Source organism: Shewanella salipaludis (genome assembly GCF_012911865.1).
Taxonomy (GTDB): Bacteria; Pseudomonadota; Gammaproteobacteria; order Enterobacterales; family Shewanellaceae; genus Shewanella; species Shewanella salipaludis.
In genome coordinates this window covers 63,717-77,560 of sequence record NZ_JAAXYH010000012.1, presented here as the reverse complement: position 1 = coordinate 77,560, position 13,844 = coordinate 63,717, and the positions used below count along the sequence as shown (strand labels likewise).

Annotated in this window: 17 protein-coding genes; 15 read left to right on the top strand and 2 right to left on the bottom strand. The window is 57.7% G+C overall.

Translation table 11 applies throughout. From position 1 onward, the window contains the following. Window positions 1-25 precede the first annotated feature (25 nt). From HC757_RS14990 to HC757_RS14925, 14 genes are all read left to right on the top strand, one after another. On the top strand, window positions 26-838 hold the full coding sequence (locus HC757_RS14990) for a GvpL/GvpF family gas vesicle protein (protein ID WP_169565189.1): 813 nt from the start codon (window positions 26-28) through the stop codon (window positions 836-838). After that, window positions 835-1,557, top strand: a complete 723-nt coding sequence (locus tag HC757_RS14985) for a GvpL/GvpF family gas vesicle protein (RefSeq protein WP_169565188.1) — start codon at window positions 835-837, stop codon at window positions 1,555-1,557. Before HC757_RS14990 ends, HC757_RS14985 begins: the two co-directional genes overlap by 4 nt. Next, a complete protein-coding gene (locus HC757_RS14980; protein WP_169565187.1) occupies window positions 1,554-3,053 on the top strand; it encodes a PAS domain-containing sensor histidine kinase in 1,500 nt (499 codons plus the stop codon). The genes HC757_RS14985 and HC757_RS14980 overlap by 4 nt, the downstream gene beginning before the upstream one ends. Continuing rightward, the gene (locus HC757_RS14975; protein WP_169565186.1) at window positions 3,050-3,433 is read left to right on the top strand and encodes a response regulator; all 384 of its coding nucleotides are present in this window, start codon (window positions 3,050-3,052) and stop codon (window positions 3,431-3,433) included. Before HC757_RS14980 ends, HC757_RS14975 begins: the two co-directional genes overlap by 4 nt. A 329-nt stretch (window positions 3,434-3,762) precedes the next feature. After that, a complete protein-coding gene (gene gvpA / locus HC757_RS14970) occupies window positions 3,763-3,981 on the top strand; it encodes a gas vesicle structural protein GvpA (RefSeq protein ID WP_169565185.1) in 219 nt (72 codons plus the stop codon). Window positions 3,982-4,168: 187 nt separating this feature from the next. Beyond that, on the top strand, window positions 4,169-5,149 hold the full coding sequence (gene gvpN, locus HC757_RS14965; protein WP_169565184.1) for a gas vesicle protein GvpN: 981 nt from the start codon (window positions 4,169-4,171) through the stop codon (window positions 5,147-5,149). Window positions 5,150-5,180: 31 nt separating this feature from the next. Further along, a complete protein-coding gene (locus HC757_RS14960) occupies window positions 5,181-5,513 on the top strand; it encodes a hypothetical protein (protein WP_169565183.1) in 333 nt (110 codons plus the stop codon). A gap of 127 nt (window positions 5,514-5,640) precedes the next feature. After that, complete coding sequence (locus HC757_RS14955; RefSeq protein ID WP_169565182.1) at window positions 5,641-5,832, top strand: hypothetical protein; 192 nt, start codon at window positions 5,641-5,643, stop codon at window positions 5,830-5,832. Window positions 5,833-5,909: 77 nt separating this feature from the next. Beyond that, window positions 5,910-6,710, top strand: coding sequence for a GvpL/GvpF family gas vesicle protein (locus HC757_RS14950; RefSeq protein ID WP_169565181.1), 801 nt, complete (start codon window positions 5,910-5,912; stop codon window positions 6,708-6,710). A gap of 5 nt (window positions 6,711-6,715) precedes the next feature. Further along, a complete protein-coding gene (locus tag HC757_RS14945) occupies window positions 6,716-7,015 on the top strand; it encodes a gas vesicle protein GvpG (protein WP_169565180.1) in 300 nt (99 codons plus the stop codon). A gap of 66 nt (window positions 7,016-7,081) precedes the next feature. After that, on the top strand, window positions 7,082-7,312 hold the full coding sequence (locus tag HC757_RS14940; RefSeq protein ID WP_169565179.1) for a gas vesicle protein: 231 nt from the start codon (window positions 7,082-7,084) through the stop codon (window positions 7,310-7,312). Then, on the top strand, window positions 7,302-7,640 hold the full coding sequence (locus HC757_RS14935; protein WP_169565178.1) for a gas vesicle protein K: 339 nt from the start codon (window positions 7,302-7,304) through the stop codon (window positions 7,638-7,640). The genes HC757_RS14940 and HC757_RS14935 overlap by 11 nt, the downstream gene beginning before the upstream one ends. A 12-nt stretch (window positions 7,641-7,652) precedes the next feature. Beyond that, a complete protein-coding gene (locus HC757_RS14930) occupies window positions 7,653-7,967 on the top strand; it encodes a gas vesicle protein (protein WP_169565177.1) in 315 nt (104 codons plus the stop codon). A gap of 252 nt (window positions 7,968-8,219) precedes the next feature. Continuing rightward, entirely contained in the window at window positions 8,220-10,166 is a 1,947-nt protein-coding gene (locus HC757_RS14925) for an aconitate hydratase (RefSeq protein ID WP_169565176.1), read from the top strand. A 140-nt stretch (window positions 10,167-10,306) separates the two neighbouring features. Here the strand turns inward: HC757_RS14925 and HC757_RS14920 are convergent, their stop codons facing one another. After that, entirely contained in the window at window positions 10,307-10,861 is a 555-nt protein-coding gene (locus HC757_RS14920) for a hypothetical protein (protein ID WP_169565175.1), read from the bottom strand. Window positions 10,862-11,042: 181 nt separating this feature from the next. Next, entirely contained in the window at window positions 11,043-12,506 is a 1,464-nt protein-coding gene (locus HC757_RS14915; protein ID WP_169565174.1) for a DEAD/DEAH box helicase, read from the bottom strand. Between the two features lie 209 nt (window positions 12,507-12,715). Here HC757_RS14915 and HC757_RS14910 point away from each other — a divergent pair, with 209 nt between their 5' ends. Continuing rightward, window positions 12,716-13,777, top strand: coding sequence for a DUF3626 domain-containing protein (locus tag HC757_RS14910; RefSeq protein ID WP_169565173.1), 1,062 nt, complete (start codon window positions 12,716-12,718; stop codon window positions 13,775-13,777). Window positions 13,778-13,844 lie beyond the last annotated feature (67 nt).

Sequence of the window (13,844 nt, the reverse complement as noted above, 5' to 3'; positions counted from 1 at the left end):
CCGAGTCACAGTCAGGGAAGACCTTATGCAGAATGATCCCCAGGCGCAGCCTGTGTCCCAGGGTGCGCTCTACCTCTATTGCTTCGTGCAGGCAGGGCGGCTCGAAGCCATAGCGGCGCCGGCTCTCGATGAGCGCAGCGACGTATTTATCTACCCATGGGGGGAGATTGCCGCCGTGCTCAGCCGGGTGTCCAGCGCCAGCTTCACGGCCGAGCATCCGACCCCTTCGACGGAGGATATTGCCTGGCTCCTGCCACGAGCCTATCGACATGAGCGGGTGATCGAAGAGGCGATGCGCCACTCTCCCGTGTTTCCCGTGCGTTTCGGTACCCTGTTCTCTTCCCGCCAAAGCCTGCAGCAGGAGATCAGTCAGCGCTATGCCTTGATCCATCGCAGCCTGGCTGCCGTGGCCGGACGAACGGAATGGGCACTTAAGGGGCAACTGGACAGGGGAGTGGCGATACAGGCGCTCTTCAGCCAACAGCTAGCGCAACAGCAACAGGGTCTGTCGTCCTCACCCGGCATGCGGCACCTGCAGGAGCAGCGTATCCGGCGGGAGGCGGAGCAGCGGCTCAAGCTGTGGCTGCAGTCGACATGTACGGATATTGCGGCTCAGTTGGCTGAGCTGGCCGACGGTTTCTCCCAGCGCAAAATACTCGCGGTGGCCGAACAGCAGACCGAGGTGATACTGAACTGGGCCTTCCTGGTAACCGAATCGGCGACCGATGCTTTTCATGCACATATAGCTCACCTGAACCAGACCCTGGGCCCCCAGGGACTGACGCTTCAGTGCACCGGCCCCTGGCCTCCCTACAGTTTCTGTGAGTCTTCCGAATGAGTTATCTCCTCTATTGTGTGTTGCATAGCGGCTGCGGCACCGCCATGTCTCCGCTGCCGACGGTGGTGGCGCAGCAGCCCATCCTGTGGGTGACCAGTCAGGGGCTGAGTGCGGCCGTCGCTGCCTGCGCCGCCGGTGACATGGAGCCGGATGTTGACACTCTGCTGCGTTATGGCGCGATAGTTGAGGCCCTGCACAGGCAATATGACTTGCTTCCCATGAGGTACGGTGCCCGTTTCGCGACCCTGGCGGCCGTGAAGCGTTTGCTGCAGAGCCATCATCTGGACTATCTGGATCAGCTGGCGCGAGTCGAGGCCTGCGCCGAGATGACGCTGCGGATCCTGTTGCCGCCGCAACCACAGGATACGCCCTCGCGGCCGGTCGCCACCGGGGCTGACTACCTGCAATGGCGCCGCGATCATTATGCGACCGGGGGCCGGCAACGCCGGGAGCTGGAGCAGATCCGGCGTATGCTGGATGCCGGGTTGCAGGGGCATTACAGCGACAGCCGCAGTGAATCCGGTACCTTGGGCGATCGCCAGGTCTTCTCGCTGCATTACCTGGTTCGGCGACAACGGCTGGACGCTTTCAGCCGCGCGATTGAGGGCATTATCGCTGCCGTGCCGTACCGGTTGTTATTGAGCGGTCCCTGGCCGGCCTATCATTTTGTGCATCAAGTTGACGGCGACATGGACAGGTTACTGGAGGATATCTTATGAGTGGACAAGCGTCTCAATCCCATGGAGCCCAAGAGAGCGGCTCGAGAGGCGGCGATCAGGAACAATACAAGCAGCTCTACGACATGCTGCTCAATGCGATTCCTTCGTCGGTATTGCTGATCGATAGTAAGCTGCGGGTGACCTCGGTCAACCGCAACTTCCTGACCCGCAGTCAGCGCAGCCTGTCGGATACCATAGGCTGCACTCTGGCTGAAGTCTTTCCCTCGGTGATCCTCGAGCGTACGGATATCAAACGGCGGATCCTCGAGGTATTCAAGAGCAACAAACCCTCCAGTGGTCAGCGCATGGCTTACCGGGCGCCGGGAATGCCGTTTCGAACCTATTACTACCGCATTTTCCCCATTGTCTCGGGCACGCGGGAGGAACAGGTGATGTTGCTGATGGAGGACGTTACCGAACAGGTTAGGCTCAGTGAAGAGATGCGGCGGATGGAGTGTCATCTTGCCAGTGTGGTGGAAAGCGCCAGCGATCTGGTGCTGTCCTTGGATACCGAAGGACGCATCCTGACCTGGAACACCGCGGCGGAAAAACTCTCTGGCTTCGCTTTTTCCAGGGTGAAGGGGCAGTTCTTTTTCGAGTTCTGTCATTCGGCTGCTCATTCAGACATCAAGAACCTCTTCCACCGGATGCGCCGCAGTGCCCGTCCCCTGACCGCCGAATGGGAATTGATGCCGGAGAAGGGCAGTGAAATTCCGGTCGCCTGGGTATTCTCCCCCATGAAAGACGATGACGCCCTGACAGTGGGCATAGTCGCCGTCGGCCGGGATCTGACCGAACAACGCAAGTTAGAGGCGGAGCAACGCCGCTCGCAAAAACTCGCCGCCCTGGGAGTGATGGCCGGCGGCATTGCCCATGAGATCCGCAACCCGCTGGCGGTTTGCTCTTCGGCGGCCCAGTTTCTGATGGAGGACGGCCTGGCAGCGGAATTTCGTACCGAGTGTGCCGAAAAAATTCAGGCCAGCCTGCAGAAGGCCTCCAGCATAATAGAGAACCTGTTGCGTTTTTCCCGGCCGTCCGATAAACAAAAAATGGCCCCTGTGGCGCTGGCAACTGTGCTGTCCGAAACCATTACCCTGGCGGCCAACCAGGCCAAGGTCCATAAGATCAAGATAATCTGTCAGCTGCCGGAGCGCTGCCCGCCCGTGTCCGGGGTCTTCAGCTTGCTGCAGCAGGTGTTCATGAATTTGCTGCTCAATGCCATCAATGCCATGCCTGAGGGCGGTGAGTTGCATATCACCCTGGAGCAACAGGGCGGGGAAGCGCGGATTTCTATCAAAGACACGGGCACAGGTATTGCCGAGGATGCACTGGACAAGATCTTCGATCCCTTTCATACCACCTCTCCTGTGGGACAGGGGGTTGGGCTGGGGCTTTCCCTCTGCTATTCCATCGTCAAGCAACACCTGGGCAGTATCAGTGTCGACAGTCAGCCCGGCCAGGGCACCACCTTTACCGTGTCGCTGCCGTTGCTATGACAGCGTCTTCTCAACCACTGCTCGACTGCCTCATAGTCGATGATGAGCCCGGCATAGCCTGGGTCATGGAACATTTGTTGCTGACCGGAGGCTACACTGCGGTCAGCGTGCCAACTGGGATGGCCGCCCTGGCGGCGCTGCGGCAACAGCGCTTCCGGCTGGCATTTTTGGATGCCAAGCTGCCGGACATTGACGGTCTGCAGTTGGCGCAGCAGTTGCGTGAGCTCGAGCCTGCGATGCCGATCATTCTGGTGTCGGGTTACTATTATCCCGACGATCCCGCGATCCTGCGGGCGCTCGAGAGCGATACCATTTCCCATTTCATCGCCAAGCCCTTTACCAATGGCGACATTCTGGCCGTGTTGGCAGGGCTGGCTTAGCCATCAAAGCCGCCCGGCTGCCGCCTGGGAATGACGGCATTCGAGCAGCCACAGATTCGGCCTGTATTACCCTATGAGGCACGGATTCCATACTAGGGTGGCAACGCCATACTCCTGGTGCCACTTAGCCCTGCCTCCGGATTGTCACCCGTGCTCAATCCGTCTATTTAGCGTTTTAAATCAGCTTGTTATTTTTATTTTTGCGCCAGGTTTTCTCTTGGCGTAACGGTTGCATAACCAGTATGACATTCTGAGAAATGTTTGTAACACGCCGATCACTAACTTCTCTGTGATCGACTATTCGCACTTTTCCATAAGGAGATTTGGAAATGGCTAACATTCAAAAATCGACTGATTCATCGGGCCTTGCCGAAGTTGTTGATCGTATTCTTGATAAAGGGATCGTTGTCGATGCCTTCATCAAAGTATCTCTGGTAGGCATTGAACTCTTGTCCATCGAGGCGCGTGTGGTTGTCGCATCCGTTGAGACTTACTTGAAATACGCCGAAGCCATCGGCCTGACGGCCAGCGCGGCGGCGCCAGCATAGGGAGTGTATTCTGGGTAGCCTTTTCGTCACAGGTTTCCAATGGAGGCCTATGGTGAAAAGGCTGTGTTTCATTTATGACTCAGGCTGTTGAGACGGACTGTTGAGACAGGCCGTTGAAAAAGACGCTTTAGCCGGCAGCCGCGGCTTTGCTCAATTGCGACACAGAGTGTCAAGGAGCGACAAGCTTATGGGAAGCAACACAGTGAGTACATTGGTCACGGCAATCAAGAGCGAACCTTCAGGAGACGATCACCTCTATCCCGAGGCCAGCGAGGAGTTCGTGCAAACGCCTTACATTCGCGAAATCACCGAACGCGCGCTGGCTTATCTTAACGCCGGCTGCCCGGTTCACTTTGCCGGTCCCGCCGGCACGGGAAAAACCACCCTGGCGTTTCACATAGCCGCACAGCTGCGACGGCCTGTGATGCTGATCCATGGCAATCATGAATTCAGCAGTTCAGATCTCATCGGCAAGGAGTCGGGTTATCGAAAAAATCGCCTGGTGGATAATTTCATCCATTCCGTGTTGCGGGAAGAGGAAGAGCTGAAGAGCCTGTGGGTCGATAATCGCCTGACAACCTGCTGCCGCAACGGTGATACGCTGATCTATGATGAATTCAATCGTTCCACCGCCGAAGCCAACAATGTGCTGCTCAGTATCCTCGAAGAGGGCATCTTGAACCTCCCAGGCCTGCGCGCCATGGGTGAGGGGTACCTCGAGGTGAATCCGAACTTCAAAGCCATTTTCACCTCCAACCCACAAGAATACGCCGGCACCCATGCCACCCAAGATGCGCTGATCGACCGCATGGTCACCATCAAACTGGATTATCCGGACAGGGACACGGAAGTGCGGGTGGCAGTGGCAAAATCCGGGATAGCTCCGGAGGAGGCCGGCTGTATTGTCGATATCGTCGCCGATTTTCGCCGGCTCAAAAATAACAAGCGTATACCTACGGTACGCGCCTCCATCGCCATAGCTCGTATTCTGGCGCTCAAGGGAGAGCATGCTTGCCGCGGTAATGCTTTCTTCCACCGGGCTTGTCTGGACGTGTTGTGTATGTATGGCACTGAGGAATCTGCGGCGGGTCAAGTCACGCTGAGCAAACGGCTGGAAAAGCTGATCGCCAGAATCTGTCCTGCGGAAAAGAAATCTCCCGCCGCCTAGGGGATGCAAGCTGACAATGGAGGTATAGAAGATGACGATGTCAAAGCGCAAGCCCACCATCAAGGGGCTGGTTGATATACGTACCTTGAGTGGCCGTGGGGTATCCGGGCAGAAGGTGTATCAGATTTACCTGAAACTCGGCACTCTGGAGATGGAGAAACTCAGGCGCCAGAAAGAAAGGGACAATGTACTGGAGCGGATGAATACCATCAACCACCGCCTACAGAGTATCGATGCTGAAATCGACATGCTGCGCCGCGGCATAGAGGCGTTGACGGCAACCGAAGTGGGTGCCGACAAGGTGGATGCCGCCAATAATAGTGCCGCCTCAGGCCCCAAGCGGGGGTTTAAATTGCGCTATTGAAGCCGGGTGAAATAAGTTTCACCCGGGCTGATTTTTGCGTCTACACTTCAGCGTAGACCCTGGCATCAAAGCGGTAGGCTGGGGCCGTGAATGGATTTAAAGAGCAACACCAGAGAGGGATCCCAAAATGAAAATCCGAATCAATTGTATATCCTGCGGTCATCTATTCGACTTAACCGACGCCTACCAAGACTATGAGGGACCTGTGAAGTGCTGGATCTGTGGTGAGGTCCATGAGGTGAAGATCGAAAATAGTCTGGTAAAGCGTGTCGGTCCGGTACAGAAGAAACAGCTTGCCGAGGAACAGGGGATTGTCTGAGCCTATATGGCATAGAGAGCATGCTGCGGCGGCAAGCTGCCCTGGATTGAGATTGAAACACAAAGCAAGGAATCGCTATGACCATCAGCAACAGGGCTGTCAGAACCGGCGGGAAAAATAAAACCAAGGCCAAACTCATCTATGCGGTCACCGCAGGTGCTTTGGATGATGATCTGGACGATTTGTTTGGCATCAACAAGGCCCCCATCTATAGCCTGAATGCAGAAGGCGTAGGTGTCGTGATAAGCGATCTGCCCTCGACCCAACTCAGGCCGGATAGGCGCAACATCATGGCCCACAGTGAAATACTCAAACGGCTCATGAGTCAGACCACAGTGCTTCCCGTTCGCTTCGGCACCATAGCCGCGGGCGATCGCGCGATTCAGCGTTTCCTTTCCCAATATAAACACCAACTGGTTGAGCAGCTGGAGCGGCTGCAGGACAGGGTGGAAATGGGACTCAGGGTGAGCTGGAACGTGCCCGACATCTATGAGTACTTCGTCAGGCAATATCCTGAATTGCGCCGCCAGAGGGATCAAGTCTATGGCACCGGCAGCAAACCGGGCAGAGACGAGCGGATAAACTTGGGGCACATGTACGATAAGCTCGTGAACGAAGCCAGGTCGGCCCACAGAGAAAGGCTGGAGCAGATTATTTTGCCCAGCTGCGATGCGATTTGCAGTAATACGCCGAAAAATGAAAAGGTGGTATTGAACCTTGCCTGCCTGGTGCGGCGCGATAACCTGGCTGCATTTGAGCGGCAGATTGCCGAGGCGGCCGACATATTCGACGACAGCTATACCATAGATTTAAACGGCCCTTGGGCGCCGCATAATTTTGTGGATCTCGATCTTAAGGCCATCACAGGCCGGAGCTGAAGCCAATGCTGATCTTGGACGATCTGTTGCTATCTCCCTACACAGGAATGAAATGGCTGTTTAAGGAGATCCACCGCCAGGCCCACGAGGAGCTGGAGGGGGAGGCCGAACGTATTACCGCCGAATTGAGCGATCTCTATCGAAGATTGGAAAGCGGTGAAATAACCGAACAAGAGTTTGAGGTTCGCGAGACAAAGTTGCTCGATAGGTTGGATCAACTGCAGCAAGATGCCAATCTGCTCGACGAAGAAGACGAAGAAGACGAAGAAGACGAAGAAGACGAAGAAGACGAAGAAGACGCCTAGTGCGTTAGAGATAAAGTGGAATGAGCCCAATCATTGCAGCCACCCAGACCCCGACGGGAAGAGTCCATGGCAGACGTGAAGCAACCCCCACCACTGACGGCACAGGAATTCGAGCGCTTATCCCTCTGCGATGCGCTTGACCGCATTCTCAACAAGGGGGTAGTGATCCATGGCGAAATTACCCTCTCGGTTGCCAACATAGATCTGCTCTACCTGGGATTGCGGCTGGTGCTCACCAGCGTCGAGACGAAAGAGCAATGGCATACCCAGAACAAGGAGCAGCAGTATGACCTCTGAACAGCTTGCGTCTTCATCAGCCTCCCATGATGCGGATATTTCGAGCCTGGGGCTGAAGCGGCCCGCCGGCGGATTAAACCTGGAATCCACGGATTTGAAGAATGGTTTAGGGCGACTGGTATTGACGCTGATAAAACTGTTGCATGAACTGCTGGAGCGGCAGGCATTGCGACGTATGGAGGCAGGTTCATTGAACGATGAACAGATCGAACGCCTGGGGTTGGCCTTGATGAAACAGGCGCAGGAGATAGAACGTCTGCGCACAGAGTTCGGGCTCGAAGACGAAGATCTTAATTTAGACCTGGGCCCCCTGGGGCGCTTATTTTAGAGAGCAACAGACATGGCAACAGGCACACAACACGCAATGACCCACTCGGTCAAGAGTACGACAGTAGCGGATCTCCTGGAACGGATATTGGACAAGGGGATAGTGGTCACCGGCGATATCAAGATCAAGTTGGTCGATGTTGAGCTGCTCACCATAGAACTGCGACTGGTGATCTGTTCCGTGGATAAGGCGGTAGAGATGGGTATGGATTGGTGGAATAGCCATCCTTCCTTCAGCCCACTGACGGCGCCGGCTCAACTGCCACAGGACAGTCTCTCCAGCCTCGAGCAGCGGCTCGAGAGACTGGAGGCGGCACAGAACAAATAACCCATCTGTTATCCCGCTGCTAGTCTTTTCCCAGAGCCGGGCGTTGCTTGACCCTACCCCTGGCAGCACTGCGAAGCTGCAATCCCCAATGACCGCCTTGTTATTGCCCTGGCATCCTTTGCGCACCTGGGGTCACAGACTCGCGCTAACGCACAGGCCAACGCCTTGGTCTGCTGAGTGAAAACTCTACCCGGCTGGTCTAAGGTAAAAGTATGGCCCGCAACGCGGGGGCAAACATGCGAGGGCTTTGGCATGGGACTCAATCTGACACAAAAACTCATCCGGGATCACTTGGTTGCAGGTGAGATGCGCCCCGGCGAGGAGATCGCCATAGGCATAGAGCAGACCCTGACCCAGGATGCCACTGGCACCCTGGTGATGCTGGAGCTGGAAGCGATGCAACTGTCGAGGGTGAAGACCGAGTTGTCGGCCCAATATGTCGACCATAACCTGATCCAGGAAGACCATAGGAACCCCGACGATCACCTGTTTCTGCAGAGCGCCTGCGACAGGTTCGGGATCTGGTATTCCCGCCCGGGCAATGGGGTCAGCCATCCTGTGCATATGCAGAAGTTCGGCAAGCCGGGCAAGACGCTGCTGGGGGCCGACAGCCATACCCCGGCGGCCGGCGCCCTGGGGATGCTCGCCATAGGCGCCGGCGGCATGGAGGTCGCCATGGCCATGGCTGGCCATCCCTTCTTCCTGCAAATGCCCAGGGTCATGGGGATCAAGTTGACGGGAAAATTACCCGACTGGGTCAGCGCCAAAGACGTGATCCTGGAGATGCTGCGTCGCCATGGGGTCAAGGGCGGGGTCGGTTACATACTGGAATATTACGGCCCTGGGCTCAGAGGCCTGTCGGCCATGGATCGGCATGTGATAGCCAACATGGGCGCCGAGCTGGGGGCCACCAGCAGTGTGTTTCCTGCCGACGACGCGGTGGCGGCATTTTTAAAGGAAAACGATCGCCTCGCCGACTTCCGTGCGCTGAGCGCCGATCCCGATTGTCGCTATGATGCCCTGGACAGCATAGCGCTCTCCAGCCTGGAGCCATTGATCGCCAAACCCTCCAGCCCTGGGAATGTGGTGCCCGTGGCCGACATCGCAGGCGAAGACATCTACCAGGCCTATATAGGCTCGTCGGCCAATCCGGGTTTTCGCGATCTGGCGATCGCGGCTCAGATAGTCAAGGGGCGGCGGGTACATCCGAGGGTGTCCTTCGACATCAATCCGGCATCACGGGACACGTTGCAGCAACTGATCGCCGGCGGTCACCTGGCGGCGTTGGTGGCCGCCGGTGCCCGCATTCACCAGGCCGGCTGCAATGGCTGTATCGGCATGGGCCAGGCGCCTGCGTCCGGCAGGAACTCCCTGAGAACCACGCCGCGTAATTTCCCCGGCCGTTCGGGTACCCTGGAAGACAGCGTCTTTCTCTGTAGTCCTGAGACTGCGGCGGCATCGGCCCTGACGGGGAAGATCACAGATCCCCGCACCTTGGGGGTTAAATACCCCAAGCTCAGGCGGGCGCAGAAACTGCTGTTGGAGCTGGATGTGTTGCTGGCGCCACCGGCATCGGCCGAGGGACTGGCCCTGGTCAAGGGGCCGAACATTCAGTCGCTGCCCGAACTGGGTCCCTTGGCGGATGGCTTTGAGGCGCCCGTGCTGCTCAAGGTGGGCGATGACATCTCCACGGATGCCATACTCCCTGCCGGGGCCAAGGTGTTGCCCTATAGATCCAACATAGCCAGGATTGCCGACTTCGTTTATGGCCAGTTGGATGCCGACTATGTCAAGCGGGCGTTCGAGGTCAAGGAGCGGACGGGCCACATCATAGTCGGAGGTGAAAACTATGGCCAGGGCTCGAGCCGGGAGCATGCGGCATTGGCGCCTCGCTATCTCGGCCTGAGGGTGGTGATCGCCAAGAGTTTTGCCAGGATCCATTGGCAGAACCTGGTGAATTTCGGCATCTTACCCCTGACATTTTTGCGGGTCGGGGATGCCGACAGGCTGCACCAGGGTGACAGAGTCAATTTCAGCCGGATACATGCCGCCATCAGCGAAGGCAAGGAGATCTGCGTCTCGGTCAATGGCGAGCCTTTGACCCTGGGGCATCAATTATCAGGCCGCCAGGCCGAGATCTTATTGGCCGGCGGGCTGATAAACTGGGTCAGGGGGAAGCAAGGTACAGAGAAGCACTAGGTAAGCACAGCTCAGGGGAATAAGGCACCTGCGATCAGCAGCCAAGAGGGCATCTGGCAATAAAGAGTCTGCTATAAAAAACGCCCGAACCACAAGTTCGGGCGTTTTGCCGCTATTTTTTGGCTCCATGGCCTCGCCGACTAATGTCCGCCGACCGGCACCATGATATGGGCGTAGGGGGTGCCTTTCCACATCACGTAGGGGCCACCGTTGAAGGGATCCGTTGGTAGGCTATCCAGCAACATCTTGTCCGGGGTGATGATCATCAGGTGTGGCCCTTCCTTGACCCATTGGTTATCCGCCGTCTCCTTCGAGGCATAGGGATCTATGTTGCTGGCGCCCTGATCACCGGCCATCATGTAGGAGATGCCTATGGCTTTGGCCTGGAAAGGCTGCTTATTCATCCAGGCATCGGCCCATTCCATCCAGGGGCCATCCATGCACATGGGGGATTTGCCTGCCATACCGGCTGGTGTGGGCAAGCAGGTGTAATTGCTGCTGCCTTGTTGTAATACCTTGTGGTCCCAATCCATGACTGTGACCTTGTCCCTGAGCGAGGCGGGTGCCGCGCTCAGGGCATCTTCTAACATGGCATTGGTTGCATCGTCGGGCATGGCCTGATCGCCGGCATAGGCGCCACAGATACCTATGCCGAGTAACAGGCTGGCGGTTAAGATACTGACTCGGGTCTTCATAGCTCACCTCGGGTGGTGGGGGAACAAGTTAAGCCTTCAGTATAGTTCACACTGAGGCGGGCGATGGCCGGGTGGCGGTGAGCAGGGAGAGAAGTGCCAGAGAACAAAAACAACAACGCCCGAGGCCAAATGGTCTCGGGCGTTGCTTTGGTGGCTTAAGCCTGGGTTTAAAGCCTGAGGATTAGCCCTGAGGATTACGGCTGCGATTGCCGCCCGAGTGCGATCTGCGCTCACCGGTCGGCTTGGGGCCTTGGGCATGGGGAGCGGCGGCCTTGCCTTGTGGTTGGCTGTCGTTTTGACGGCGGCCATCACCGTTGGCACGAGGTGCCCGGGCCGGCTTGGCGGCGTCTTTGTCACCCTGGGCCGAGCGTTGATGACGCGGGTTCTTGTCGTTCGGCTTATGGCCGCGGGCGACGTCGCCGCTGCGCTGGCCATCTCTATGGCCGGCATTGGCGTTTCTGCGGCCGTGAGAGGCCTTGCCACCCTGGGTCAGGCGTGACTCAGGCAATGGGTGCACAGGCGTGAAACCTTCGACCTGCTCACGATCCAGCAGACGGTTGATCAACCTTTCTATGTCGTTAAGCAGCTTGATTTCTTCGGCGCTCACCAGGGATACCGCCTGGCCCGAGGCGCCGGCACGACCGGTACGGCCGATACGGTGCACATAATCCTCAGGCACGTTGGGCAGGTCGAAGTTGACTACCTGAGGCAACTGATCGATATCTAAACCACGGGCGGCGATATCCGTCGCCACCATGACACGCACAGCGCCGCTCTTGAAATCGGCCAGCGCCTTGGTACGGGCTGTCTGGCTCTTGTTGCCATGAATGGCGGCGGCCTTGATGCCGGCCTCCTCCAGGTTCTTGGCCAAGCGGTTGGCGCCGTGCTTGGTGCGCGAGAATACCAGCACTTGCTGCCAGTCATTGTCTTTAATCAACTTGATCAGCAGCGCCGATTTTTGGCCCTTGTCCACAGGGCAGATCCACTGCTTGACCGTGGTGGCGGCGGCATTGCGCGGCGTCACCGAAATCTCGACCGGGTTATTCACCAGGCCCTTGGCCAGTTGGCGAATTTCATCTGAGAAGGTGGCCGAGAACATCAGATTCTGGCGCTCCTTGGGCAGTACGGCGAGGATCTTGCGGATATCGCGGATGAAGCCCATGTCCAGCATGCGGTCGGCTTCGTCCAGCACCAGAATTTCCAGCTGGTTGAACTTCACCGCCTTTTGATTGTACAAGTCCATCAAACGCCCTGGGGTCGCGACCAGGACATCGACACCGTGACGTAACTTGGCCAGCTGGGGGTTGATGGGCACGCCGCCGAACACCACGGCGGAGCGCAGTGGCAGGTTCTTGCCATAGGTGGCGACGCTCTCGGCAACCTGGGCCGCCAGTTCGCGGGTCGGCGTCAGCACCAGGGCGCGCACCTGACCCGCCTGGGCCTTGGTGCCACGGCTCAGCAATTCCAGCAATGGCAGGGTGAAGCCGGCGGTTTTACCTGTTCCTGTTTGAGCCGCAGCCATCACGTCCTTACCTTCGAGCACGGCAGGAATCGCCTGGGCCTGAATGGGTGAGGGAGTGTCATAGCCTTGTTCGGCCACGGCCTTTAATATCGGGGCCGATAAGCCCAGGGAGGTAAAACTCATAGATAGGTCTCTTGTTGCAACTAAGTGCTGATGTGATGGACTGTGCCAGGTCGGCTGGCGGGCGTGCAGCTTACAGGATCTGGCTGCACAGCGCCATCGAATACGCATATTTAGGACCCGGGAGCGGCGCCTTCGGCATCGGCTTTATGTGTGGTAATGGGTTAACTATAGTATCTTGTAGTTAACCTTCTTGGACTCGTGGTGAGAGTATGACGGCAATGGAGCATGTCGAGCGCCTGGCGCGGGAGCGACGGGAGCAGGCACAGGTGATCATCAGGAATGTGCAGCAGATGGCCAATATTCCGGCACAGGAAATGCTGCTGGCACAGCGGCGTTTGCCCCAGAATGCCAGGGTGGCACTGCACTTTCATCCCGACAGACTCGACAGCCGCGGCTTGAGTGTGGCGGCCGGGCTGTTGCAGGATGGCCTCTACAAGAGTCAGTTCGAGACCCACATCTCCAACGGCCAGCTGTCGCCCGAGCTGGGTGGCCCGAGGGACCATTGGGAGAATCGAGTGTTCGGCCAGGCCTACAAGGGGACTAAACTCAGACCCAAGTATGGCGCCCTGGATCTTGGGCTATGGCCCGATGGCCCCTCGCCGCGTTTCGGTAGCTGTTATCTGTTAACTTGTCCCGAGGTGCTGCAACGCAGCAGCTTCTGTTACCTGGACTCTTACCGCAATCCCAAGGAGTGGGGCACCCTGAAGCAGTTCGATGAGGTGTTTGCCGCCCTGCTGAGCGAGAGTTTCGAGCGGCATTACGCCCTGGGACGGGCCGACTTCAAACCGGCGCAGCTGGTGCATCACCTGAGCCGGCAATTATCCCTGGATCCCTCAGCCCGCTTCGGCGGACGGGCCTCGGCCAATCTGGATCACTACATAGAAGTGCAGGTTCACGGCGAAGTGTCTCTGGCGGAAGACGTCGACTATTTGGTGGCGGATCCCGCCTTCGAGGGCACGGATATAGGCGAACTGCTGCAACGGCTCGCCGCCGAATACGAGATAGACTTATGTTGGCATGGGGGCTTCAGGCTGCATCTGGCGCAGATCCCGTCGGATTTCCGCGGCCCGGCTATGCCGTCGCTCGCCCGCCGCGTCGCCATGGATGATTACCTGGATGCCAGGGCGCTGGGGTTGGCGGCCCAGGCGCTGCAGCGCAACCCGCAGCTGTGGCGTGACAGGGGCAGCCGGGAGCTGGTGGCCCAGGAGCTTAAGCTCCTATGGCATGTGCTGGTCAAATACGGTGAGCCCAGCATTGGCGAGCGGCGTTGAGTCCTGGGTTTATGGCTTATTTGTGGTCCAGCTAACAAATTCGCCCATCCGGGTTTCCTCATGGAAG

Bases quoted from the DNA above. Each gene is read 5' to 3' on its own strand.
- HC757_RS14990 (WP_169565189.1), top strand. From the start codon at position 26: ATGCAGAATGATCCCCAGGCGCAGCCTGTGTCCCAGGGTGCGCTCTAC.
- HC757_RS14985 (WP_169565188.1), top strand. From the start codon at position 835: ATGAGTTATCTCCTCTATTGTGTGTTGCATAGCGGCTGCGGCACCGCC.
- HC757_RS14980 (WP_169565187.1), top strand. From the start codon at position 1,554: ATGAGTGGACAAGCGTCTCAATCCCATGGAGCCCAAGAGAGCGGCTCG.
- HC757_RS14975 (WP_169565186.1), top strand. From the start codon at position 3,050: ATGACAGCGTCTTCTCAACCACTGCTCGACTGCCTCATAGTCGATGAT.
- gvpA (WP_169565185.1), top strand. From the start codon at position 3,763: ATGGCTAACATTCAAAAATCGACTGATTCATCGGGCCTTGCCGAAGTT.
- gvpN (WP_169565184.1), top strand. From the start codon at position 4,169: ATGGGAAGCAACACAGTGAGTACATTGGTCACGGCAATCAAGAGCGAA.
- HC757_RS14960 (WP_169565183.1), top strand. From the start codon at position 5,181: ATGACGATGTCAAAGCGCAAGCCCACCATCAAGGGGCTGGTTGATATA.
- HC757_RS14955 (WP_169565182.1), top strand. From the start codon at position 5,641: ATGAAAATCCGAATCAATTGTATATCCTGCGGTCATCTATTCGACTTA.
- HC757_RS14950 (WP_169565181.1), top strand. From the start codon at position 5,910: ATGACCATCAGCAACAGGGCTGTCAGAACCGGCGGGAAAAATAAAACC.
- HC757_RS14945 (WP_169565180.1), top strand. From the start codon at position 6,716: ATGCTGATCTTGGACGATCTGTTGCTATCTCCCTACACAGGAATGAAA.
- HC757_RS14940 (WP_169565179.1), top strand. From the start codon at position 7,082: ATGGCAGACGTGAAGCAACCCCCACCACTGACGGCACAGGAATTCGAG.
- HC757_RS14935 (WP_169565178.1), top strand. From the start codon at position 7,302: ATGACCTCTGAACAGCTTGCGTCTTCATCAGCCTCCCATGATGCGGAT.
- HC757_RS14930 (WP_169565177.1), top strand. From the start codon at position 7,653: ATGGCAACAGGCACACAACACGCAATGACCCACTCGGTCAAGAGTACG.
- HC757_RS14925 (WP_169565176.1), top strand. From the start codon at position 8,220: ATGGGACTCAATCTGACACAAAAACTCATCCGGGATCACTTGGTTGCA.
- HC757_RS14920 (WP_169565175.1), bottom strand. From the start codon at position 10,861: ATGAAGACCCGAGTCAGTATCTTAACCGCCAGCCTGTTACTCGGCATA.
- HC757_RS14915 (WP_169565174.1), bottom strand. From the start codon at position 12,506: ATGAGTTTTACCTCCCTGGGCTTATCGGCCCCGATATTAAAGGCCGTG.
- HC757_RS14910 (WP_169565173.1), top strand. From the start codon at position 12,716: ATGACGGCAATGGAGCATGTCGAGCGCCTGGCGCGGGAGCGACGGGAG.